This is a genomic window from Pseudomonas sp. GZJR-8, from assembly GCF_002916705.1.
GTDB classification, from domain to species: domain Bacteria; phylum Pseudomonadota; class Gammaproteobacteria; order Pseudomonadales; family Pseudomonadaceae; genus Aquipseudomonas; species Aquipseudomonas synxantha_A.
Window position 1 is genome coordinate 1 of sequence record NZ_JXSI01000014.1, and the last position, 23,517, is coordinate 23,517.

The window sequence follows — 23,517 nt, forward strand, 5'->3', positions numbered from 1 at the left end:
CTCATTGTTTACCAAGGAGTTTTCCGTTTCGACTGCGCCGGAAGTGGGGCGAATTATAGACAGATATAATTCGCCGTCAACATCTAATTTCAGACTTATTCGGATTTGAGCGTAATTCGCGCAAACGCCTTCTTACCCGCCTGACAAACGTGAGTGGCGCCCAGCTCATACATAAATGTGCGATCAACCACTTCACCATCTATACGTACACCACCCGACCCCAAGAGATCACGAGCGACCGCCGAGTTCTTCACCAAGCCCGCCTTATTAAGGACAGCCGCAATCGGCATAGCCTCGGCAGCGGTCAGTTCAATCTCCGGCAGATCGTCCGGCAGCTCACCATCCTTCATACGGTTACCAGCTGCACGATGCGCACTGGCAGCAGCCTCTTCGCCATGGAAGCGCGCGACAATCTCCTCAGCCAGCTTGATCTTCACATCACGCGGATTGGCGCCTGCCTCTACGTCCGCACGCAACGCATTGATTTCGTCCATCGAGCGGAAGCTCAACAGCTCGAAGTAACGCCACATCAACGCATCAGGAATGGAAACCAGCTTGCCGTACATTACGCCCGGCGCCTCCTGGATACCCACATAGTTACCCAGGGACTTGGACATCTTCTTGACGCCATCCAACCCTTCCAGCAACGGCATAGTCAGAATGCACTGAGCCTCCTGACCGTATGCGCGCTGCAACTCACGCCCCATCAGCAGGTTGAACTTCTGATCGGTACCGCCCAACTCAACATCCGCACGCAGCGCCACCGAGTCATACCCCTGGACCAATGGGTAGAGGAACTCATGAATCGCGATCGGCTGATTGGTGGAGTAGCGCTTGTCGAAGTCATCGCGCTCGAGCATACGTGCCACGGTGTACTGGGAGGTCAGGCGAATAAAGTCTGCCGGCCCCATCTTGTCCATCCAGGTGGAGTTGAATGCCACCTCGGTCTTGGCCGGATCAAGGATCTTGAACACTTGGGTCTTGTAGGTCTCGGCATTATCGAGAACCTGCTCACGAGTCAGCGGCGGGCGCGTAGCACTCTTGCCGCTGGGATCACCGATCATTCCCGTGAAGTCACCGATAAGAAAGATGACTTGATGGCCCAGCTCCTGGAACTGACGCAGCTTATTAATAAGCACGGTATGACCCAGGTGCAGATCCGGCGCAGTCGGATCAAAGCCAGCCTTGATACGCAGGGGCTGGCCACGCTTAAGCTTTTCGATCAGCTCAGCTTCAACCAACAGTTCTTCCGCACCACGTTTTATCAGCGCTAGCTGCTCTTCAACCGACTTCATAACAGACCCGCAAGGCTCAGATTCAAAAGGGAACCAACCATACAAGATCAGGGACTAATTACAAGTTTTGCCCTGCGCACGGACACCGTTCAGCGAGCCCAGCATTCGCGAGCTTGCGCCACAGATGATTTGGTTATATTTTATACAGTTATTTCATCTTCATCATGTCATTCATCTTTTCCATTTCATCTTCAAAGTCAAATTACCTATGACCACTGAACCGTCTAAAGCGCCGCCGCTTTACCCGAAGACCCACCTGCTCGCCGCAAGTGGTATCGCCGCCCTTCTCAGCCTGGCACTGCTGGTATTCCCTTCCAGTGACGTAGAAGCCAAACGAACATCCCTGAGCCTTGATCTGGAAAGCCCAGTTGAACAACTGACACAAGATCAAGACGCTTCCGACGCCCAACAAGCCACAAACACTGCAACTGAATCACCTTTCGCACAGATCGAAAGCGCTCCCGAAGACACCCAGCAAGCCGCCCAGGAAGCACCTGCGGCAGCTGCCGCAAAGAATCCCCAGCATCGCGAAGTCATCGTGGGCAAAGGCGACACGCTATCCACCCTGTTCGAAAAGGTTGGGCTGCCTGCCACCGCTGTGAATGAAGTGCTGGCCAGTGATAAGCAAGCCAAGCAATTCACCCAGCTCAAACGCGGCCAGAAGCTTGAATTTGAACTGACGCCAGACGGCCAGTTGAACAACCTGCACACCAGCCTCAGCGACCTGGAAAGCATCAGCCTGAGCAAAGGTGCCAAAGGTTTCGCCTTCAACCGCATCACCACCAAGCCGGTTATGCGTTCCGCCTACGTACACGGGGTGATCAATAGCTCCTTGTCACAATCGGCTGCCCGCGCCGGCTTGTCCCACAGCATGACCATGGACATGGCCAGCGTATTTGGCTATGACATCGACTTCGCTCAGGACATCCGCCAGGGCGACGAATTCGATGTGATCTACGAACAGAAAGTGGCCAACGGCAAAGTGGTGGGCACTGGCAATATTCTTTCTGCGCGCTTCACCAACCGCGGCAAAACCTACACAGCCGTTCGCTACACAAACAAACAAGGCAATAGCAGCTATTACACGGCCGACGGCAATAGCATGCGCAAGGCCTTCATCCGTACGCCCGTGGACTTCGCCCGTATTAGCTCGCGTTTCTCCATGGGCCGCAAGCATCCAATTCTGAACAAAATTCGCGCACACAAGGGTGTGGACTATGCCGCTCCGCGTGGCACACCCATCAAGGCGGCGGGCGACGGCAAGGTACTGCTGGCGGGGCGCCGGGGTGGTTACGGCAATACGGTGATCATCCAGCACGGCAACACTTACCGTACGCTATACGGCCACATGCAAGGGTTCGCCAAGGGCGTCAAAACCGGCGGCAACGTGAAGCAAGGTCAAGTGATCGGCTACATCGGCACCACCGGTCTGTCCACCGGACCGCACTTGCATTATGAGTTCCAGGTCAACGGCGTACACGTCGACCCCCTGGGTCAAAAACTGCCAATGGCCGATCCGATCGCCAAGGCCGAACGCGCACGCTTCATGCAACAGAGCCAGCCGTTGATGGCACGGATGGATCAAGAGCGCTCCACCTTGCTGGCTTCGGCGAAGCGTTAAGGTATGCCGCTCTATATCGGTGTGATGTCCGGAACCAGCCTTGATGGACTGGATATCGCCCTTATCGAGCAAGGTGCGGCAATCAAGCTGATCGCCACGCACTACATCCCGATGCCAGACACCTTGCGGGCTGAACTTCTGAGCCTGTGCGCCAGCGGCCCGGATGAAATCGCCCGCTCGGCAATCGCCCAGCAACAGTGGGTAACACTCGCCGCGCAAGGCATCCGGGCCTTGCTGGAGCAAAACCGCTTCAAGCCTCAGGACATCCGCGCAATTGGCAGCCATGGGCAAACGATCCGCCATGAACCCGCTCGAAGCTTTACCGTGCAGATCGGCAACCCTGCCCTGCTCACCGAGCTGACAGGGATCAGCGTAGTCAGCGACTTCCGCAGCCGTGATGTTGCCGCCGGAGGCCAGGGAGCCCCTCTGGTTCCAGCGTTTCATGAAGCTCTGTTTGGCGAGCACACTGGCAATCGCGCAGTGTTGAATATCGGCGGGTTCAGCAACCTCAGCCTCATCGAGGCGAACAAGCCTGTAGCGGGTTTCGACTGCGGTCCCGGGAATGTTCTTCTGGATGCGTGGATTCACCACCAGCGCGGTGAACACTTCGACCGCGACGGGCAATGGGCCGCTAGCGGCAAGGTTCAGCCTCAACTACTCAACGCATTGCTCAGCGACCCGTTCTTCTTGACCAAAGGCCCCAAAAGCACAGGTCGCGAAGTGTTCAATCTGGCCTGGCTGCAACAGCACCTGAGCCCGTTGCCCGTCTTTGAGCCCGAAGACGTGCAGGCCACTCTGCTGGAGCTGACGGCCCTCACCATCGTCGAATCTCTGCAAAGCGCACAGACGAGCACTGAGACGTTACTCATCTGCGGCGGCGGCGCGCACAACACGATGCTGATGAATCGGCTGACCGCGCTATTGCCTTCTACTCACGTCAGTAGCACAGCCACTTACGGGGTAGACCCGGACTGGGTCGAAGCCATGGCCTTCGCCTGGCTGGCGCACTGCTGCCTGGAAGGCATCGCCGCCAACCGCCCTAGCGTAACCGGCGCCCGTGGGTTACGGGTGCTCGGCGCCATCTACCCGGCCTAAACTGGCTTCAGACAGCAAAACGCCGCTTGGCCCATAAAAGCCAAGCGGCGTTTCTGTATCCGCTACCGATCAGATCGAGAACGAAGATCCGCAGCCACAGGTAGTGGTGGCATTAGGGTTCTTGATCACGAAACGCGAACCTTCCAGACCTTCCTGATAATCCACCTCGGCACCAGCCAGGTATTGGAAGCTCATCGGATCCACGACCAGGCTGACGCCCTCGCGCTCGACGATGGTGTCGTCATCGGCCACATCTTCATCGAAGGTAAAACCGTACTGAAACCCTGAACAACCGCCGCCCGTAACAAATACGCGCAGCTTCAAGCGATCATTACCCTCTTCATCGACCAGGCTCTTCACCTTGTGCGCAGCACCGTGGGTGAATTGCAAAGCCGTGGGGGTGAAGGATTCAACGCTCATGCTGATAATCTCCCGGCGTAGCGCCGCCATATGCGTAATGACCGGCATTATCCGCTTCTCCTAGAAAAGCGGTCAACTATTGTTACGGTATATCAATCTGTGCAGCCGCCATAAAAACACGAAAGGCCCGATCACCGGGCCTTTTGCGTAACCACCAGACTGCGTTAAGGCAACATCCCCGCGTGGGCCAGGCCCAACTTCTCATCCAGACCGAACAGGATGTTCATGTTCTGCACCGCCTGGCCCGACGCGCCTTTGACCAGGTTGTCGATCACCGACAGCACCACAACCAGGTCGCCATCCTGCGGACGATGCACGGCGATACGGCACACATTGGCACCACGCACACTACGAGTCTCCGGGTGGCTGCCCGCCGGCATCACGTCGACGAACGGCTCATTGGCATAACGCTTTTCAAACAGCGCCTGCAAGTCGACCGAGCGATCAGTGACGGTTGCATAAAGCGTGGAGTGAATCCCACGGATCATTGGCGTCAGGTGCGGCACAAAGGTCAGCCCCACATCCTTGCCCGCGGCGCGACGCAACCCCTGGCGGATTTCAGGCAAGTGGCGATGGCCTTTTACCGCATAGGCTTTCATGCTTTCCGACGTTTCGGAGTACAAAGACCCCACCGCCGCACCACGACCAGCGCCGCTGACGCCCGATTTGCAGTCGGCGATCAGGCGCGACGCATCCGCCAAGCCAGCTTCCAGCAATGGCAGGAACCCCAACTGTGTCGCCGTCGGATAGCAACCTGGTACCGCAATCAGGCGTGCTTGCTTGATCTGCTCACGATTGACTTCCGGCAAGCCGTACACCGCCTCCTCCAACAACTGCGGCGCTCCATGAGGCTGACCGTACCACTTGGCCCACTCATCGGCGTCCTGCAGGCGGAAGTCGGCCGACAAGTCGATAACCTTGGTGCCGGCCGCCAGCAACTCACCGGCCAGTGCATGGGCGACACCGTGAGGCGTGGCGAAGAACACCACGTCGCACGCGCCCAGGGTCTTGATGTCCGGCACGCTGAACGCCAGGCCGTCATAGTGGCCTCGCAGGTTCGGGTACATATCGGCCACGGCCAGCCCAGCTTCGGATCGGGAAGTGATGACCGCCACCTCAGCTTGCGGATGCTGAGCCAACAGACGCAGCAATTCGACACCGGTGTAACCCGTGCCGCCGACGATACCGACCTTGACCATAAACCTGCCCTCAACGAACCCACTGGAAAGCCGTCGATAATAGGGGCCGTATCGCCCTGCGACAACCGTCAACGTGACGTACGGGCGCATGAGCCACTACTATCTTCGCTACCGTGAACCTGGGAATAACCAAAATGCTCTATCTATGGGTCAAAGCCTTCCACATCGTCAGCATCGTCTGCTGGTTTGCCGGGCTGTTCTACCTGCCGCGCCTGTTCGTCTACCACGCCCAAAGCGAAGACAGCGTCAGCAAGGAGCGCTTCAGCGTTATGGAGCGCAAACTGTACCGCGGCATCATGGGACCGGCGATGATTGCCACACTGGTCTTCGGTATCTGGATGCTGACGCTCAACCCCGGCATTTTCCAGTCAGGCGCATGGATGCACGCCAAACTGACCCTGGTCGTTCTGCTGATCGGCTACCACCATATGTGTGGAGCGCAGGTAAAACGCTTCGCCCGTGGCGAAAACACCCGCAGCCATGTCTTTTATCGCTGGTTCAATGAAGTACCGGTTCTGATATTGCTGGCTATCGTAATTTTGGTCGTGGTCAAACCGTTCTAGTTTCAATTACTCGGGGGAACTTCCAATGTCGCTGCCCGCTTTACTGGAACAACATCTGCGCCTACCCGTCGTGGTGGCGCCGATGTTTCTGATTTCCAATCCGCAACTGGTCCTGGCCTGCTGTCGTAATGGCGTGGTTGGCAGCTTCCCGGCGCTCAACCAGCGTGAAAGCAGTGGTTTCAGGGCCTGGCTGGAAGAAATCGAAGCGGGCTTGGCCCAGTTGGACAACCCTGCTCCCTATGCTGTGAACCTGATCGTGCACAACAGCAACCCACGGTTGGAAGCAGACCTGGCAATCTGCGTAGAGCACAAGGTACCCATCGTCATCACCAGCCTCGGCGCGGTAAAGGAACTGGTCGATGCCGTCCACAGCTACGGCGGCCTGGTGTTTCATGACGTCACCACCCGGCGACATGCCGAGAAAGCCGCTGAGGCGGGCGTCGATGGCCTGATTGCCGTAGCCGCGGGTGCCGGTGGCCACGCTGGCACCTGGAGCCCCTTCGCTCTGATCGCCGAGATTCGCCAGTTCTTTGATAAAACCCTGCTGCTGGCCGGTTGCCTCAACCACGGCCACGAAATTCTCGCCGCCCAGTTGCTGGGCGCCGACTTGGCGTATTTCGGCACGCGCTTTATCGGTACTACCGAAAGCCACGCGCCAGATGCCTATAAAGAGATGCTGCTCACGTCGCGCGCCGCCGACATCGTGCACACTCCGGCAGTCTCCGGCGTACCTGCGAGCTTTATGCGCCAGAGCCTGGAAAATGCCGGTTTCGACCTCGCCGCGCTGCAAGGCAAAGGTGAAGTCAATTTCGGTTCCAAGCTCAAACCATTGAGTGATGAGGCCAAAGCGTGGAAAACTGTATGGTCAGCGGGCCAGGGCGTCGGTGAAATCGATGATTTACCCAGCGTCGATGAACTCGTCGCCCGCCTGGATGCCGAATACCGCAAAGCACGCGAGCATGCCGCGCAACTGCGCTGGCCACGCTGACCCACTGCACGGCCCGTCGATTGGACGGGCCTGCACACCCTCCCTGATTAAGTGACAAGGATGCCCGCATGAGCGACAACCGTTTCAAGATTGTGTTTGACGGAGCCTTGCGCAAGGGTGTCGAAAGCACCACTGCCAAGCTGAACCTGGCAGAGCTATTCAAAAGCGATGTCGAGTCGATCGAAAAGCTCTTTACTGGGCGCACGGTTGCACTGAAACGCGACCTGTCCCGTGCCGATGCCGAAACCTATCTCACGGCGCTGCAAAACGCAGGGGTCGAGGCAGGCATCGAAGCAGAACAACCTGTGGCGTTCAGCCTTGCCGAAACCCACGAGGCGGATTCCTCTGGCTCCGACTTCTCCCGCGCCGCCGTATCGCCTTATGCCCCGCCACGCGCAGCGGTTGGCGATGACTTGCCGGAGTTCGCCACACTCAAGGTCTTCACCATCCACGGGCGCATCGGTCGCCTGCGTTATCTGGCCTGGACACTGGCGCTGACCGTCGCGTTGCTGGTAGCCGCAGGCATCATCAGTACCGTCGGCTTCGCAGTGGCGACAGCCTCGCCAACCATAGCCATCATCCTCGGCTCGCTACTGGGTTTCGCACTGTTTGTTGCTCTGGTAGTCGTGAGCGTGCAAATCGGTGTGCAACGCTTGCACGATATGGGCTGGTCTGGCTGGCTGTACTTGCTGAACCTGGTTCCAGTGGTCAATAGCGTGTTCCCTATCCTGTTGCTGGTATTGCCGGGGAACGCGGGTGCCAACCAATACGGCGCACCGCCACCACCGAACTCTACTGCGGTGAAAATCCTGGCCTCGCTGTGGCTGGCGTTTATTCCATTGATGCTCATCATCGGCCTGACCCTGGGCATGAACGGCTACCTGGATCAACTTGAAGCCAACATGGACAGCAGCTACGAAAGCAGCTCAATGACCTCCGATGAAGGCGCCGATCAAAGCGTCATCACTGATGAGGCCGCAGAGCAAAGTGCTGACGACGCAGCCGAACCTGTAGACTCTACGCAACAGTGAAGAAACGCCCGCCTGCCTGTGACGCCACTGTCACAGGCAGGCGACGTTGCGATGGAGAAAGGCATGACCCGTTACGCTCTGATCACCGGCGCCTCCAGCGGCATCGGCCTGGCTTTGGCCGAAGCGCTGGCTCGACGCGGCCGCAGCCTGATTCTCGTGGCCCGTCAACGTGATCAGTTGGAAAGCATTGCCATCGAACTGACCCAACGCTTCGGTGTCGAGGTGTTGTTTCGTGCCTGCGACTTGGGCGAGCCGCTGCGTTTGTCCGGTTTTTTGCTGGAACTCGAAGAAGGCGAGCGGCAGATCGACCTGCTGGTCAACTGCGCAGGCATCGGCACCAGCGGGCCATTTTTGGCCCAGGACTGGATGACCGAGCAAGACCTGATCGAAGTCAACATCCTGGCGCTAACCCGTATGTGCCATGCCCTCGGCAACTCCATGGCGCTGCAAGGCGGCGGGCAGATACTCAATGTCGCGTCGATCGCCGCCTTTCAGCCAGGCCCGTGGATGAGCAGCTACTACGCCAGCAAAGCTTATGTATTGCACTTCTCTGAGGGCTTGCGCGAAGAACTGAAGACCTGCGGCATCAACGTTTCAGTGCTGTGCCCCGGCCCTACGCGCACCGCGTTCTTCGGCACTGCGCAGATGGACACCGCAAAACTCGACCGCAGCCAGCAGCTAATGAGCCCGGAGGAAGTCGCGCTCTACACCGTACGCGCGCTGGAAAAGAACAAAGCCATCATCATTCCCGGGCGCCGCAACCGCTGGCTGGCATTCAGCCCACGTTTCAGTCCACGCTGGCTGACCCGCAAGATTGCCGGCGCCATCAATAAAGCCTATTGCCCACGCTAACCGCCTGATTACACTTACCTAGACTTTCACCCTGGAGAAACAGCTGTGGATACTCTGTTCACCAAGATCATCAACCGAGAAATACCCGCCAGGATTATCTATGAAGATGATCAAGTCCTCGCCTTCCACGATATCGCCCCACAGGCGCCGGTGCATTTTCTGGTTATTCCGAAAAAGCCGATTCGTACCCTCAATGACTTGACCGAGGAAGACAAAGCCCTGGCCGGCCATATTTTGTTCACCGCCCAGCGCCTGGCCGTGGAACAGGGCTGCGAAAAAGGCTTTCGTGTGGTGATGAACTGCAATGAAGACGGTGGGCAGACTGTCTACCACATCCATATGCACGTGCTGGGTCAACGTCAGATGAACTGGCCGCCGGGTTGAGTGCCCAGGGTCAAATTGACTCAGCGCAAACGCTTCGTCCTCTCTTGCGGTAAACTGGCCGCCGAGATTCTTCCCGGAGGTCAGCATGACTACCCAACGTCACTACTCGCCGATTGACCGTCTGCTGCTGCAAGCCGATATGGCCATGCGCACGCTGTTGCCATTCAGTGGCCAACCGTACCGCCCGTCACCGGCCATCGTACAGCCCGATGCCCAGATGAGCGAAACGGACACCCGCCATGTCGCCGGCCTGATGCGCATCAACCACACCGGCGAAGTGTGTGCCCAGGCGCTGTATCAAGGCCAGGCGTTAACTGCCAAATTGCCGCAGGTACGTGCAGCGATGGAGCATGCGGCCGAGGAAGAGATCGACCACCTGGCCTGGTGCGAACAACGTATCCGCCAATTGGGCAGCCACCCCAGCGTGCTGAACCCGCTGTTTTACGGTTTGTCATTTGGTATCGGCGCCGCCGCTGGTTTGATCAGCGACAAAGTCAGCCTCGGATTTGTCGCCGCGACAGAACATCAGGTGTGCAAGCATCTGGATGAGCATCTTGAGCAACTGCCGGCCGAAGATGAAAAGTCCCGCGCCATCCTTGAGCAGATGCGCATCGATGAAGAACACCATGCAGATAGCGCGCTGGACGCGGGCGGCTTCCGCTTTCCAGCACCGGTGCGCTTCGGCATGAGCGTTTTAGCCAAGGTCATGACCAAAAGTACCTACAGGATCTAAACCCAAAAAAGGGCGCTCGAAGCGCCCTTTCTTTTGCCAATTACCGCAATCAGCCCAACTCGATGATTTCATAATCGTGAGTGATGGCCACACCCGCGGCACCCAGCATGATCGACGCCGAGCAATACTTCTCGGCCGACAGCTCGATTGCACGCTTGACCTGGGCTTCCTTCAACGCCCGGCCCTTGACCACGAAATGCATATGGATCTTGGTAAATACCTTGGGGTCTTCAGTGGCGCGCTCGGCTTCCAGGAAGGCTTCGCAGCTTTCCACTGCCTGGCGGGACTTCTTCAAGATGCTGACCACATCAAAATTGCTGCAACCGCCAACACCCAGCAGCAACATTTCCATCGGGCGTACACCCAGGTTACGGCCACCGGCTTCCGGCGGACCGTCCATGACCACCACATGGCCACTGCCCGACTCACCGAGGAACATGGCTTCGCCCGCCCATTGGATGCGTGCCTTCATCGCCCAGACTCCACTGCTAAAAAAGGGGCGCCAGCTTAGCACAGGCCCTTGAAACAGCAGCGCCCCGGATAAAATCGATAAATGACTGCGTTTGCCGCTAAATTGGCTAATCGAGGCAGAATGTGTCTGGTAAGCTGGCGCCAAATCAATGGCGCATTGCCATGATTCTTACAGCCGGCATCAATGCCGATGCCGCTGGATAAAAACAACGCCACTTACACCGTGCAGTCTTTTCGGGATACAACCATGGTTGCTCTTACTCCCACACCCAAGATCAAGAACCTCGACAAGCTGTTGATGCATTGTCAGCGTCGGCGTCATCCGGCCAAGCACAACATCATCTGCGCCGGCGAGCGCTCGGAAACCCTGTTCTTCATTATCAAGGGCTCGGTCACCATCCTGATCGAAGATGAAGACGGTCGCGAAATGATCATTGCCTACCTCAACACCGGCGATTTCTTCGGAGAGCTGGGGTTGTTTGAACAAGCAGGCAAAGAACAGGAGCGTAGCGCCTGGGTCCGAACCAAAGTCGAGTGCGAAGTGGCCGAGATCAGCTATGCGAAATTTCGCGAATTGGCCCAGCAAGATCCGGATATCTTGTATGCCCTGAGCGGCCAGATCGCCCAGCGCCTGCGCGACACTACGCGCAAAGTCGGCGACCTGGCGTTCTTCGATGTGACCGGTCGTGTGGCGCGTTGCCTGTTGGAGTTGTGCAAGCAACCCGATGCCATGACCCATCCCGACGGCATGCAAATCAAGATCACCCGCCAGGAGATCGGGCGCATTGTCGGTTGTTCGAGGGAGATGGTCGGCCGCGTGCTCAAGGACTTGGAAGAGCGCAACCTGGTACACGTCAAAGGCAAGACGATGGTGGTATTCGGCACCCGTTAAACCGGCAGGAAGCTGGCCAGCATCTGACGGTACAAGGTATCGAGCCCATTGATCGCATCCGGTGCCGGAAAGGCTTCGTGCAGCGCGATATGGCTCTCGGCGCGAACCCGCTGCTCCAAGCCACAGGCTTGATTGAAGCGGTTGACCGCCGCAATCAACTCCTCACGATCATTCTCCAGCAACATCGCCCCATGCACCAACCCGACCGGGCGGCCACCGCTTTGCCGCCAACGCTGGGCCGTGCCCACCATTTTGCGACCATTGAGATTGACGTTGTAACGACCGTCGCAAAAGGCACCGTCAATTTCGCCGACGGATGCATCGCCGCCCAATTCAATCAATAGATCACAGATCGGTTGGCACAAGCGCTGATAACCCGTCTCGATGCGCCCTTGGTCGCCTTCGCTACGGGGCGGGGCATAGACCAGGGCGATATTGACCGTGGCGCCGGACTGCGGCACAGGCTCACCGCCGGTTTCACGCAGCAATACCGGCCAACCCGCACCGGCCGAGACTTGGCTCGCCGCCGCGAAGGCAGGCAGCCGGCTCAAACGGCGCGGCATGACCAGCGCTTGGTCGCTGGGCTGCCAGAACAGCAGCCCGAATTCCTGCTCATGCGCGCAAACGGCTGCCAATAGGGCTTGCTCGGCGGCAAGGCCTGCTTCGACAGTCATGATCACGGGCTGGAGCATCGAACACCTACCTATCTGAATAAACACAAAACCCAATATGGGAGCTGGCTTGCCTGCGATAGCGGTGTGTCAGCTACACAGAGGTTGGCTGACCCGCCGCTATCGCAGGCAAGCCAGCTCCCACAGTTTCGAGCGTATTTCACATCAATCCAATGTCGAACTGCTGATCGTCGTACCGCGCTCCGGAAAGAACAGGCGCTGCAGTTCTGCTCCCGGGTTCTCGGCGCGCATAAATGTCTCGCCCACCAGGAATGAGTAAACGCCGCTGATTTCCATCAGTTCCACATCGGCACGGTTGACGATGCCACTCTCGGTAATCACCAGGCGGTCGCGAGGAATACGCGGCAACAGATCCAGGGTATTTTCCAGGCTGACTTCAAAGGTATGCAGGTTACGGTTGTTGACCCCCACCAGCGGGGTGTCGAGGGTTTTCAATGCGCGCTCCAGCTCATCGCCGTCATGCACCTCAACCAACACATCCAGGCCGACACTTTTGGCCACGGCCGCCAACTCCGCCATCTTCACGTCATCCAGCGCCGAGACGATCAGCAATACGCAGTCGGCGCCCAGAGCACGGGCTTCGACGATCTGGTACGGGTCAACCATGAAATCCTTGCGGATCACCGGCAACTTGCACGCCGCGCGAGCTTGTTGCAGGAATAGGTCGCAACCCTGGAAGTAGTCGATATCGGTCAACACAGACAGACAAGTCGCCCCGCCCTTCTCATAGCTGACGGCGATTTCAGCTGGTACGAAGTTTTCGCGGATCACGCCTTTGCTCGGCGAGGCTTTCTTGACCTCGGCGATCACTGCCGGTTGCTTGAGCTTGGCCTGGTCGATCAGAGCATTGGCAAAGCCACGCGGCGCATCAGCGGTTTTAGCCTGCGCCTCAAGCTCAGCCAGGCTCACACGGGCGCGGCGTTCGGCCACTTCCTCGGCCTTGCGGGCCAGGATCTTTTCCAGAACGGTTGGCACACTCATCCCTCATTCTCCATCTTGAATACGGCAGTGAATGCACCCAGCTCTTCGAGCTTCTCTCGAGCCAGACCGGTGTGCAGCGCATCGTGGGCCAACGCGACACCTTCCTTAAGACTATAGGCATGGTCGGCTGCGTAAAGTGCCGCGCCAGCATTCAGAACGATCATTTCCGCAGCTTTCTGACCGTTTTCGGTTTTGCGACGCCCCAGGGCATCGCGAATCAGTTCCAGCGAAGCTGCCGGGCTCTCCACTGCCAGACCGTGCAAACTCTGGCTTTTCATGCCCAAGTCTTCAGGCTCGACCCAGTATTCGGTGACCTCGTCGTTTTTCAGCTCTGCAACAAAGGTCGGCGCCGCCAGGCTGAATTCGTCCAGGCCGTCTTTGGAATGCACTACCAGCACATGCTTGCTGCCCAAGCGTTGCAAGACTTCGGCCAGCGGCCGGCACAACGCCTGGCTGAACACTCCCACCACCTGATGCTTCACACCGGCCGGATTCGTAAGCGGGCCAAGCATGTTGAACAGGGTACGCAGGCCAAGGTCCTTGCGCGGGCCGGCCGCGTGTTTCATGGCGCCGTGATGAGATTGGGCAAACATGAAGCCGATGCCAACGCTGTCGATACAGCGCGCGACTTGCACAGGCGTGAGATTCAGATAGATGCCGGCCGCTTCCAGCAAGTCGGCACTGCCGCTCTTGCCGGACACCGCGCGGTTACCGTGCTTGGCAACGGTGCAACCAGCGGCGGCCACCACGAAGGATGACGCTGTCGATACGTTGAAAATATTCGCACCGTCACCGCCGGTGCCGACCACATCGACGACGCCGTCGAGGGTCTTGAGCTCAACCTTGTCCGCCAGCTCGCGCATCACCGAGACGGCGCCGACGATTTCGTCGATGCTCTCGCTCTTCATGCGCATTGCCATCATAAAGGCGCCGATCTGCGCGTCGGTGCATTGACCGGTCATGATTTCGCGCATCACATCGCTCATTTCAGCGGTGCTCAGGTCCAGATGGCCGACGATACGGCTCAGGGCAGTCTTGATATCCATGAAAAGTCCTTAGCGCGTGCCGCCGCTCTGCTTGAGAAAGTTGGCGAACAGCTCGTAGCCCTGCTCGGTCAGGATTGATTCAGGGTGAAACTGCACCCCTTCGATGTTCAGTGTCTTGTGACGCAGGCCCATGATCTCGTCGACCGAACCGTCTTCCAACTGGGTCCAGGCGGTCAGTTCCAAGCATTCAGGCAAGGTGTCACGCTTGACCACCAGCGAGTGGTAACGGGTCACCGTCACCGGCATGTTCAGGCCTTGGAATACACCAAGGTCCTTATGGAACACCGGGCTGGTCTTGCCATGCATCACCTGACGCGCACGCACCACATCGCCGCCAAACGCCTGACCAATGGACTGGTGACCCAGGCACACACCCAGGATCGGCAGCTTACCGGCGAAATACTGGATGGCTTCCAGCGAGATACCCGCCTCGGTCGGCGTGCAAGGGCCAGGCGAAACCACAATGCGCTCAGGGTTCAGGGCGGCGATTTGCGCAACGGTCAGCTCATCATTGCGCACCACCTTGACATCCGCACCCAGCTCGCCCAGGTACTGCACAACGTTGTAGGTAAAGGAATCGTAGTTATCAATCATCAGCAACATGTGGGTTCAAACCTCTTGAATTCACTGATTTCAAATGACCGCCTTCCAGAAGGGTAACCCGCTGCCAAACGCACGTTCCGGTTGCCGGGGTTGGCCGGCAAGGGGCGTCAGACACAGGGTGAAGAAGGCAGATCGGTACAGGTCCGGCCAGGCCGGCAGAGAAAAATGTCAGGCGCGCCAACGCCAACGGGCGTGTGCCTTGACTACTCGCATCAAGAGTTTGCTGATGATCAACACGGGGAGGGTCTCATTCATACGTTCAGGCACAGTAACGTAGCCTCGCCAGCGGTGCAATATGGAGCAGCAAATACGGGGGCCTGCGTAGACGCATTCCGCATATCTCTAAAGAAAATGCCGGAAGTTTTGCTAGTGTTTCGTTTCCTGCATAAAAACAACCAAATGGAATTCTCATGCTCAAACCAGCGTTTTTCACACCCCTTGCCGGCTGCCTCTTGGCACTGGCCTGCACCCAAGCCTTTGCCGCCCCGTCACCTTATTCAGCCATGGTGGTTTTCGGCGACAGCCTGGCCGATGCAGGCCAGTTCTCCGATGGTTCGAATGGCTCGACACTACGTTTTACCAACCGGACAGGTCCAAACTTCCAGGGTGAGTACGGCCTGGTTTCATCAACCCTGTTGGGCACCAAACTGGGTGTGGCCCCCAACGACTTGAATGCCTCCACCTCACCGGTTCGGGCGGCCCAAGGCTTGCCAGATGGAAGCAACTGGGCGGTCGGTGGCTACCGCACCGATAACATCCTGGACTCTATTACCTCGGTCTCCAACGCCGCGATCCCACCCGGAAATCCTGGCGGTGGCACAGTGTTGCGCAGTCGCCAGGGCTATCTACCGGCTAACGGCGGACGAGCCGACCCGAACGCGCTCTACTTCCTCTCCGGTGGTGGCAATGACTTCCTTCAAGGCCGCGTGCTCAGCCCCGCGCAAGCAGTCGCCGCAGGTGGGAGACTGGCCGACAGCGCCCAAGTGCTGCAGCAAGCCGGTGCGCGTTACATCATGGTGTGGATGCTGCCCGACCTGGGGCTGACGCCCGCCATCAACGGCACCCCACAGCAGGCCGCGACCTCTGCCCTGAGCAATATTTTCAACCAATCGCTGGTACAGCGCCTGTCGCAAATCGATGCCCAGGTTATTCCACTGAACATCCCGCTGCTATTGAACGAAGCCTTCGCCGATCCTGCGCGCTTCGGCCTCGCAACCGGGCAAAACCTGACCGCCACCTGCTTCAGCGGCAACAGCTGCACCGCCAACCCGGTCTATGGCATCGGCGGTACCAACCCGGACCCGACCAAGCTGGTCTATAACGACTCGGTCCACCCCACCGTAGCCGGGCAACAGCTGATCGCCGACTATGCTTACTCGCTGCTCGCAGCGCCCTGGGAGCTGACCTTGCTGCCGGAAATGGCCCAAGGCACGTTGCGCGCCCATCAGGACGAACTACGCAACCAATGGCAAGCAGACAACGGCCACTGGCAAGCCGTCGGCCAATGGCGCGCAATCGTGGCCGGCGGCGGTCAGCGCCTGGACTTCGATGATCAGAGCAGTTCAGCCAGTGGTGACGGCAGCGGCTATAACCTGAATATCGGTGGCAGCTACCGGCTTGATGACAATTGGCGTGTGGGCGTTGCAGCCGGCCTGTACCGGCAGACACTCGAAGCCGGGGCCAGCGACTCGGACTACAAGCTCAACAGCTACATGGGCACGGCATTCGCGCAATATCAGCACAATCAATGGTGGGCCGACGCCGCGTTAACGGGTGGCAAGCTGGACTTCGACAGCCTCAAACGCAAGTTCGCCCTGGGCGTCAACGAAGCGTCCGAGAAAGGCGACACCGACGGTTGGCTCTGGGCCTTGAGCGCTCGCTTGGGTTACGACCTTGCTGCACCGGGTAGCGATTGGCACCTGTCACCCTTCGTCAGCGCCGATTACGCACGCGTCGAAGTGAATGGCTACTCGGAGAAAAACAGTCGCTCCACCGCACTGACCTTTGATGACCAACAACGCGACTCCAGGCGCCTGGGCGTCGGCCTGCAAGGTAGCTACCGCATCACCCCGCAAACCCAGGTATTTGGCGAAGTGGCCCACGAGCATGAGTTCGAAAATGACACCCAGAAGGTGAACATTTCGCTCAACAGTGTTCAGGGGATCGACTTCAAGCTGGACGGCTACACGCCTCGCAGCAACTCTGACCGTTTGAGCCTTGGGGTCAGCCACAAACTGACTCAGGAGCTGGCGTTGCGGGCGGCATATAACGTGAGGAAGGATGACAACCTGACCCAGCAAGGGGTCAATGTGGGGGTGAGTCTGGATTTCTAAATACCACGCAAAACAAATGTGGGAGCTGGCAAGCCCGCTCCCACACTTTTTATTCCAGCTTTAGTCTTGTGGGGTTTGCTCTGCCAGCGCCACAGCACGAAACATCGCCCGGCGCTTGTTCAAGGTTTCTTCCCACTCAAGGGCCGGCACCGAGTCCGCCACAATCCCGCCACCGGCCTGTACATGCAGTTCGCCATCCTTGATCACCGCGGTGCGGATCGCGATCGCAGTGTCCATATTGCCGTTCCAGGCGAAGTAACCGACGGCACCGCCATACACGCCACGCTTGACCGGCTCCAGTTCGTCGATGATTTCCATCGCACGGATTTTCGGTGCGCCCGACAAGGTGCCCGCCGGCAAAATCGCGCGCAGTGCATCCATCGCCGTCAGCCCGGCCTTCAGTTCGCCAGTCACGTTGGACACGATGTGCATCACGTTGGAGTAGCGCTCGATGACCATCTTCTCGGTCAACTTCACCGAACCGATTTCTGAAACACGCCCGGTGTCATTGCGCCCCAGGTCGATCAGCATCAGGTGCTCGGCGATTTCCTTGTCATCGCTGAGCAGGTCTTCTTCCAGCGCCAGGTCTGCCTCTTCGGTTGCGCCACGTGGGCGTGTGCCGGCAATCGGGCGTACGGTGATCAGGTTATCTTCGACACGCACCAGCACTTCCGGCGAGCTGCCCACCACGTGGAAGTCGCCAAAGTTGAAGAAGTACATATACGGCGTCGGGTTGAAGCACCGCAGCGCACGGTACAGGTCGATCGGCGCGGCCTTGAAGTCGATGGACATGCGTTGTGACGGCACCACTTGCATGCAGTCACCGGCGAGGATGTATTGCTTGATGGTATCGACTGCGCGCTCGTAGTCATCCTGCGTAAAGCTGGAGCGAAACACCGGGTCGGCCGCGGGTGGGCGACTCAGGTCGAGGCCGCGACGCGGGGTGATCGGCTGGCGGAGTTTTTCCAGCAGCGCCTGCAGACTGGCCTGGCCTTGCTCGAAGGCATCCGCTTGAGCAGGGTCGGCAAGGACAATCGCATGCATCTTGCCGGCAAGGTTGTCGAACACCACTACTGCGTCGGAGACCATCAGCAAAATGTCCGGCACACCCAATGGGTCTGGGTTCGGACATTTCCCAAGACGCTTTTCGACATAGCGCACGCAGTCATAGCCGAAATACCCCACCAGGCCACCATTGAAACGCGGCAGGCCGGCAATGGTCGGTACGTTGTAGCGCGCCTTGAAAGCTTCGACGAAGGCCAGCGGGTCTTCAACGTCATGGCTTTCGATCTCTACGCCATCGTGGGTGATGCTGACATGATGGTCGTGCACGCGCAGCACCGTGCGGCATGGCAGGCCGATGATCGAGTAACGGCCCCATTTCTCGCCGCCCTGTACCGATTCGAGCAGGTAAGAGTTGGGCGCATCGGCAAGCTTCAGATAAATCGACAACGGCGTGTCGAAGTCGGCCAGGGTTTCGCAGGCCAGGGGAATACGGTTATAGCCGGCAGCGGCCAAACGCAGGAATTCTTCACGGATCATGGGGGAGCCTCGTGGCTTGAGGGTCAAACGGTCAGGTAGGCAAACGTGCCGCAGCGCGGCGAGAATCAGTCAGGCGCGCCAACGCCAGCGGGCCAGGGCCTTGATGACTTTCATCCAGAGTTTGCGAGTGACCACCACGATGGCGTTTCCAGAAGGGGACGGATCAATGTCGGGCAACGTTATCTCAGCGCCCGCTCCCAGGCAACCGGGGATTAGCAGGCGCAGATCATCAATCACCAGCGCCGGCGACTCTTCGGCAATCGGGCGCCCGTGGTTGTAGCCGTAGTTCAAGGCTACGCATTGCACGCCTGCAGCTTTTGCCGCCAGTACATCACTGCGCGAATCGCCGACAAACAATGACTGGGACGCCGGGATATTCGCCATTTTCATCACAAAGAACAGTGCGGCCGGGTCAGGCTTCTTCTGCGGCAAGGTATCGCCACCGATGATCCAGCGAAAATAACGGCCGATTTTCATCTGGTCCAACAGCGGCGCGACAAAGCGCTCCGGCTTGTTGGTGATCAAGGCCATTTCCACGCCCTGCTTGCTCAGCCATTTGAGAGTGTCACGCACGCCGGGGTAGACCACGGTGAGTTCGTGGCCGTTTTCGTACGCGACATTGAACAGTTCCAGAGCGTGCTCGGCTTCCACCTCATCGACACCCGAAGCGTCGATATTGTTGGCCAGGGCTCGGCGCACCAGCATCGGCGCGCCGTTGCCGACCCACTCGCGCACCGACTCGACCCCCGCCGGCTTGCGCCCCAGTTTGAGCAGCATCTGGTCCACCGCCGCTGCCAGGTCAGGCACCGAGTCGATCAGCGTACCGTCCAGATCGAACATCACCAGCCGTGGCAGCTTGCCGGGGAACAGCTGCTCGAAGCCGCTCATGGACGCGTCAGCGCCAGTTCGGCACGCATCGTGTCGATGACGGCCTGGTAGTCCGGTGCGTTGAAGATCGCCGAGCCTGCCACGAAGGTATCGGCGCCGGCGGCAGCGATTTCACGAATATTGTTGACGTTGACGCCGCCGTCGATCTCCAGGCGGATATCGCGCCCTGAGGCGTCGATCAGCGCTCGCGCTTCACGCAGCTTGTTCAGGGTGCCCGGGATGAATTTCTGCCCGCCGAAACCTGGGTTGACGCTCATCAGCAGCACCATGTCGACCTTGTCCATCACGTACTCAAGTACGTTCAGCGGAGTGGCTGGGTTGAACACCAAGCCCGCCTTGCAGCCGCCTTCGCGGATCAGTTGCAGGGTGCGGTCGACGTGCAGCGTGGCTTCCGGGTGGAAGGTAATGTAGGTCGCGCCGGCCTCGATGAAGTCACCGATGATGCGGTCCACGGGGCTGACCATCAGGTGGGCGTCGATCGGCGCGGTGATGCCGTATTTGCGCAGCGCTGCGCAGACCATCGGGCCTATGGTCAGGTTGGGTACGTAGTGGTTGTCCATGACATCGAAGTGCACGAAGTCGGCACCCGCGGCCAACACCTTGTCCACTTCCTCACCCAGGCGGGCGAAGTCGGCGGAGAGAATCGATGGAGCAATGACGAAGGGCTGCATGACGCACCTTTTTTGAGCTAAATCACGATGGCGCGCATTGTATACCTCATGCTTTGCTGCGCGCACCGTGACCTAACTCAACGGTTAGTAAGCCGCCCGGTAGATTTTCTCGATATCGGCCGCACTGAGCTGACGCGGGTTATTGCGCATCAGGCGCTCGATACCCGCAGCTTCCGTGGCCATGGCCGCAATGGCGTCTTCGGGCACCCCGAAACTGCGCAGCCCGGCGGGGATCTCGACGGCGGCGCATAGTCGCGTCATTGCCTCCACGGCCTGGTCGGCAGCCTCGTTGACACTCAGCCCCGTCACATTCACGCCCATGGCTTGGGCAATATCCTGCATACGTTCGACGCAGGCCAACTTGTTCCAATGCATGACGTACGGCAGCAACAGCGCATTGCTCACACCATGGGCAATATTGAAACGCCCGCCCAACGGGTAAGCCAGCGCATGCACGGCACCGACTCCGGCATTCCCGAATGCCATGCCGGCCATGAGGCTGGCAGTAGCCATGTCATCACGGGCCTGCAGGTTGGCCGGGTTGGCGTAAGCCTTGGGCAGCGCGTTGGCAATCAGCTTGATGGCGCCGATGGCCAGGGCGTCGGTGATCGGCGAGGCGTTCAGTGACAGATAGGACTCAATGGCATGCACCAAGGCGTCCACACCACTGGCCGCGGTGACACTGCGCGGGCAGGTCAGAGTCATTTGCGGGCTGATCAGCGCGACATCCGGCAGCAGGTAGTCGCTGACGATGCCTTTTTTCAGCTGTGCGGCCTTGTCGGAGAGGATCGCCACATTGGTCACCTCCGAACCGGTGCCCGCCGTGGTCGGGATGGCGATCAGCGGCGGGCCCTTGCGCGGCACCTGGTCGACCCCGAACAAATCCGCCAGCGCACCGTGGTAGCCGGCATACGCCGCCACGCTCTTGGCGATATCGATGGCGCTGCCGCCGCCCACACCAATGAGGCCGTCATGCCCGCCTTCGCGGTACGCACGCATGCAGTCTTCGACGATGGCGATTTCCGGGTCGGGCAGTACGCGATCGAAGATTTCGTAAGCACGATCGCCCAGCTGTTCGAGGGCCAGGGCCACGGTGCCAGACTTGACCAGGGCCGCATCAGTAACGATCAGCGGGTTATCCACGTCCAACCGGGTCAGTTCCGCGGCCAATTGCTCGATGGCGCCCGCGCCGGTCAGCAGTTTATGGGCGATCTTGAATGAGGAAGTACTCATGTGCGCGGCCTCTTATGAATGATGGGCTGGCACAAGAATAGCTGCCCATCGCGTGTTGTCTGCCATTCACTGGTTGAATGGTCATCGCCGATAACCTGCTGGCAGAAAACCACGCCCCACATCACTGACAAATACTGACCAACCCATTAGGCTGCTCACATCACTTATGGCCGGAAATTAACGATGCTTTTTCTCCACCGTTCGGCACTGCCAACGTTGTGCCTGTCGCTACTATGTGCCAGCGCCCTGCCTGCTCACGCCGCCGACGCGCCCGCGCCCGCTGCCGAAAAACCTGCTGAGCGCCAACCTCTGCCCGAGCGCAGCCAGTCGCAAGCCAGCGCTCTGGAGCGCCAGATTCCGCAACCGGAACAACAACAGCTGCAAGCCGGTAGCGATTCGTTCCTGGCCCTGTGGAAACCCGCCAACGGCGCAGAGGCCGAAGGTGTGGTGATTATCGTACCGGGCGCCGGGGAGAACGCCGACTGGCCGCAAGCAATCGCCCCCTTGCGGCGCAAGTTACCGGATGCGGCCTGGGGCACCTTGAGCCTGTCACTGCCGGACGTAAATGTAGACACCTTGCCGCCACGGGTCATCGAACCGCCAAAAGCTGCGGTCGACACCAGCAGCAAGGACGGCAGCACGGCTGCCAAACCTGTCGAACAGGCCGCCAGCGCCGAGGCCGAAGGTACTGATCCGGCGGTGGTGCCGGATGCGGATGAACAGGACAAGACCGACGCCAAGCGCATCTTCGACCGCATCGACGCCGCCGTCGCCTTCGCCCAGACCCAAAGCGCCCGCAGTGTGGTGCTGCTCGGCCACGGCACCGGTGCCTGGTGGGCCGCACGTTACCTGAGCGAGAAACAGCCATCCCAGGTGCAGAAGCTGATCATGGTGGCCGGGAAGACGCCGGCGGCTCGCCAACCGGACCTGCAACAACTGGCGCCGAGCTTGAAGGTGCCCACGGCGGATGTGTTTTATCAAGACACACCCCAGGAACGCAAAAACGCGCAGGAGCGTATCCAGGCGGCCAAGCGCTCGAAGAATGACGGTTACAAGCAGGTATCGCTCACGGCGTTGCCCGGCAATAGCGCAGCAGAGCAGGAACAGTTGTATCGGCGGGTTCGCGGATGGCTCAGCCCGCAGGGCGGCGCAGACTGATCATGTCTTCGAACCTGTTGCAGAAACAATGTGGGAGGGGCCTCTCAGGCCGATAGCCTCAGCGAAAATCCCGACGCTCGCGAATCAACGCGTAAGCGTTATGCAGCTCCCGGGTGCGTTCGGTGGCTTCACGCACTTGTGCAGGGCTGGCGCCCGTGCCGGCGATCTTGTCCGGGTGGTGGCGGCTGAGGAGGCGACGGTAGGCGCGTTTGATCACCGAGGGCTCAGTGGTCGCCGTCACACCCAGAACCCGCAACGCCTCCTGATAGGCTCCACCACGATTGGCCAATGGCTTGCGCTGCGGCGCGTAATCAGTTGCCAGTGCCTGGAGTTGTTGCGGCGTCCAGCCCAGCCATTTTCCCCACAGGTCGATCAGGTCGCGCTCGGCGTCATCCGCCCGCCCGTCCGCCCAGGCCATGCGCCAACAGGCACGTAGCACGCCTTCCGCCGCATGGGGTTGCGCCTTGAGCACACGCAGGTAGCTGCGCACACGGTCGCTGCCAGACTTGCCTCGGTTGAAGGCGCTGATAGCGCGACGCTGGGCCGGCTCGGACATATCCAACGCGCGCATCTCCTGACGCGCCTGCTGGATATGCCCATCCACAACCCGGCCGTTACTCTTGGCCAACCGCCCCAACAGTACAAACAACAGCTCGTCGTTGCGCAACGCCGGGCGCCCGCCCAGGCGTTCGCGCAACTGCGCCCAACTGTGCACTTGCAGGCGACGATCCAGCGCCTGCCCCAGCAATGCACCCAACAAGGCCCCCGGAATACTGGCAATGGCAAAGCCAGCCCCGGCGCCGATCAGCGTCCCTGGCCACAACAT

General features: G+C 59.3%; 24 protein-coding genes. 11 read left to right on the forward strand and 13 right to left on the reverse strand.

Features of this window, described 5'->3' with window-relative positions; all coding sequences use genetic code 11:
- Positions 1 to 95 precede the first annotated feature (95 nt).
- Positions 96 to 1,295, reverse strand: a complete 1,200-nt coding sequence (gene tyrS, locus TK42_RS22995; RefSeq protein WP_103735226.1) for a tyrosine--tRNA ligase — start codon at positions 1,293 to 1,295, stop codon at positions 96 to 98.
- A 208-nt stretch (positions 1,296 to 1,503) separates the two neighbouring features.
- On the opposite strand from tyrS, the gene TK42_RS23005 reads away from it, so the two are divergent.
- Positions 1,504 to 2,916 carry a peptidoglycan DD-metalloendopeptidase family protein gene (locus tag TK42_RS23005; protein WP_005792000.1) on the forward strand — a complete coding sequence of 471 codons (1,413 nt, stop codon included), beginning with the start codon at positions 1,504 to 1,506 and terminating at the stop codon, positions 2,914 to 2,916.
- A gap of 3 nt (positions 2,917 to 2,919) precedes the next feature.
- Positions 2,920 to 4,011: an anhydro-N-acetylmuramic acid kinase gene (locus tag TK42_RS23010; RefSeq protein WP_032879209.1), complete on the forward strand. Its 1,092-nt coding sequence runs from the start codon at positions 2,920 to 2,922 to the stop codon at positions 4,009 to 4,011.
- 69 nt (positions 4,012 to 4,080) lie between these two features.
- On the opposite strand, the gene erpA is transcribed toward TK42_RS23010, so the two are convergent.
- On the reverse strand, positions 4,081 to 4,431 hold the full coding sequence (gene erpA / locus TK42_RS23015) for an iron-sulfur cluster insertion protein ErpA (RefSeq protein ID WP_003176443.1): 351 nt from the start codon (positions 4,429 to 4,431) through the stop codon (positions 4,081 to 4,083).
- A gap of 164 nt (positions 4,432 to 4,595) precedes the next feature.
- The gene (gene argC, locus TK42_RS23020; protein WP_103735227.1) at positions 4,596 to 5,630 is read right to left on the reverse strand and encodes an N-acetyl-gamma-glutamyl-phosphate reductase; all 1,035 of its coding nucleotides are present in this window, start codon (positions 5,628 to 5,630) and stop codon (positions 4,596 to 4,598) included.
- A gap of 134 nt (positions 5,631 to 5,764) precedes the next feature.
- Here argC and hemJ point away from each other — a divergent pair, with 134 nt between their 5' ends.
- From hemJ to coq7, 6 genes are all read left to right on the forward strand, one after another.
- Positions 5,765 to 6,193, forward strand: a complete 429-nt coding sequence (gene hemJ, locus TK42_RS23025) for a protoporphyrinogen oxidase HemJ (protein ID WP_032879206.1) — start codon at positions 5,765 to 5,767, stop codon at positions 6,191 to 6,193.
- 25 nt (positions 6,194 to 6,218) lie between these two features.
- Positions 6,219 to 7,181, forward strand: coding sequence for a nitronate monooxygenase family protein (locus TK42_RS23030; protein WP_005792009.1), 963 nt, complete (start codon positions 6,219 to 6,221; stop codon positions 7,179 to 7,181).
- Between the two features lie 68 nt (positions 7,182 to 7,249).
- Entirely contained in the window at positions 7,250 to 8,212 is a 963-nt protein-coding gene (locus TK42_RS23035; RefSeq protein ID WP_103735228.1) for a DUF805 domain-containing protein, read from the forward strand.
- Positions 8,213 to 8,275: 63 nt separating this feature from the next.
- Positions 8,276 to 9,064 (forward strand): SDR family oxidoreductase, encoded by a 789-nt coding sequence (locus TK42_RS23040; protein WP_103735229.1) that lies wholly within the window; start codon positions 8,276 to 8,278, stop codon positions 9,062 to 9,064.
- 45 nt (positions 9,065 to 9,109) lie between these two features.
- Positions 9,110 to 9,448: a histidine triad nucleotide-binding protein gene (locus TK42_RS23045; RefSeq protein ID WP_032879203.1), complete on the forward strand. Its 339-nt coding sequence runs from the start codon at positions 9,110 to 9,112 to the stop codon at positions 9,446 to 9,448.
- Positions 9,449 to 9,533: 85 nt separating this feature from the next.
- Positions 9,534 to 10,181: a 2-polyprenyl-3-methyl-6-methoxy-1,4-benzoquinone monooxygenase gene (coq7, locus tag TK42_RS23050; protein ID WP_005792017.1), complete on the forward strand. Its 648-nt coding sequence runs from the start codon at positions 9,534 to 9,536 to the stop codon at positions 10,179 to 10,181.
- A 49-nt stretch (positions 10,182 to 10,230) separates the two neighbouring features.
- Here coq7 and TK42_RS23055 read toward each other — a convergent pair whose 3' ends face one another.
- On the reverse strand, positions 10,231 to 10,653 hold the full coding sequence (locus TK42_RS23055) for an OsmC family protein (RefSeq protein ID WP_005792019.1): 423 nt from the start codon (positions 10,651 to 10,653) through the stop codon (positions 10,231 to 10,233).
- A gap of 246 nt (positions 10,654 to 10,899) precedes the next feature.
- On the opposite strand from TK42_RS23055, the gene crp reads away from it, so the two are divergent.
- Positions 10,900 to 11,544: a cAMP-activated global transcriptional regulator CRP gene (gene crp, locus TK42_RS23060; protein WP_103735280.1), complete on the forward strand. Its 645-nt coding sequence runs from the start codon at positions 10,900 to 10,902 to the stop codon at positions 11,542 to 11,544.
- Here crp and TK42_RS23065 read toward each other — a convergent pair.
- The 4 genes from TK42_RS23065 to TK42_RS23080 form a co-directional block, all read right to left on the reverse strand.
- Entirely contained in the window at positions 11,541 to 12,236 is a 696-nt protein-coding gene (locus TK42_RS23065) for a lipoate--protein ligase family protein (RefSeq protein ID WP_103735230.1), read from the reverse strand. The two genes, crp and TK42_RS23065, sit on opposite strands and share 4 nt — an antisense overlap.
- A 144-nt stretch (positions 12,237 to 12,380) precedes the next feature.
- Positions 12,381 to 13,217 (reverse strand): indole-3-glycerol phosphate synthase TrpC, encoded by an 837-nt coding sequence (trpC, locus tag TK42_RS23070; RefSeq protein WP_103735231.1) that lies wholly within the window; start codon positions 13,215 to 13,217, stop codon positions 12,381 to 12,383.
- Positions 13,214 to 14,263 (reverse strand): anthranilate phosphoribosyltransferase, encoded by a 1,050-nt coding sequence (gene trpD / locus TK42_RS23075; RefSeq protein WP_003194694.1) that lies wholly within the window; start codon positions 14,261 to 14,263, stop codon positions 13,214 to 13,216. Before trpD ends, trpC begins: the two co-directional genes overlap by 4 nt.
- 9 nt (positions 14,264 to 14,272) lie before the next feature.
- On the reverse strand, positions 14,273 to 14,866 hold the full coding sequence (locus TK42_RS23080; RefSeq protein WP_032879198.1) for an aminodeoxychorismate/anthranilate synthase component II: 594 nt from the start codon (positions 14,864 to 14,866) through the stop codon (positions 14,273 to 14,275).
- 410 nt (positions 14,867 to 15,276) lie between these two features.
- On the opposite strand from TK42_RS23080, the gene estP reads away from it, so the two are divergent.
- Complete coding sequence (estP, locus tag TK42_RS23085) at positions 15,277 to 17,199, forward strand: esterase EstP (protein ID WP_103735232.1); 1,923 nt, start codon at positions 15,277 to 15,279, stop codon at positions 17,197 to 17,199.
- A gap of 60 nt (positions 17,200 to 17,259) precedes the next feature.
- Here the strand turns inward: estP and trpE are convergent, their stop codons facing one another.
- The 4 genes from trpE to TK42_RS23105 form a co-directional block, all read right to left on the reverse strand.
- A complete protein-coding gene (gene trpE, locus TK42_RS23090) occupies positions 17,260 to 18,741 on the reverse strand; it encodes an anthranilate synthase component I (protein WP_005792028.1) in 1,482 nt (493 codons plus the stop codon).
- Between the two features lie 69 nt (positions 18,742 to 18,810).
- The gene (locus tag TK42_RS23095) at positions 18,811 to 19,629 is read right to left on the reverse strand and encodes a phosphoglycolate phosphatase (protein WP_103735233.1); all 819 of its coding nucleotides are present in this window, start codon (positions 19,627 to 19,629) and stop codon (positions 18,811 to 18,813) included.
- Positions 19,626 to 20,300 carry a ribulose-phosphate 3-epimerase gene (rpe, locus tag TK42_RS23100; protein WP_005792031.1) on the reverse strand — a complete coding sequence of 225 codons (675 nt, stop codon included), beginning with the start codon at positions 20,298 to 20,300 and terminating at the stop codon, positions 19,626 to 19,628. The genes TK42_RS23095 and rpe overlap by 4 nt, the downstream gene beginning before the upstream one ends.
- Before the next feature lie 84 nt (positions 20,301 to 20,384).
- The gene (locus tag TK42_RS23105; protein ID WP_103735234.1) at positions 20,385 to 21,533 is read right to left on the reverse strand and encodes an iron-containing alcohol dehydrogenase; all 1,149 of its coding nucleotides are present in this window, start codon (positions 21,531 to 21,533) and stop codon (positions 20,385 to 20,387) included.
- Positions 21,534 to 21,716: 183 nt separating this feature from the next.
- Here TK42_RS23105 and TK42_RS23110 point away from each other — a divergent pair, with 183 nt between their 5' ends.
- On the forward strand, positions 21,717 to 22,691 hold the full coding sequence (locus TK42_RS23110) for an alpha/beta hydrolase family protein (protein WP_032879192.1): 975 nt from the start codon (positions 21,717 to 21,719) through the stop codon (positions 22,689 to 22,691).
- Between the two features lie 58 nt (positions 22,692 to 22,749).
- Here TK42_RS23110 and TK42_RS23115 read toward each other — a convergent pair whose 3' ends face one another.
- Entirely contained in the window at positions 22,750 to 23,517 is a 768-nt protein-coding gene (locus TK42_RS23115) for a TerB family tellurite resistance protein (RefSeq protein ID WP_103735235.1), read from the reverse strand.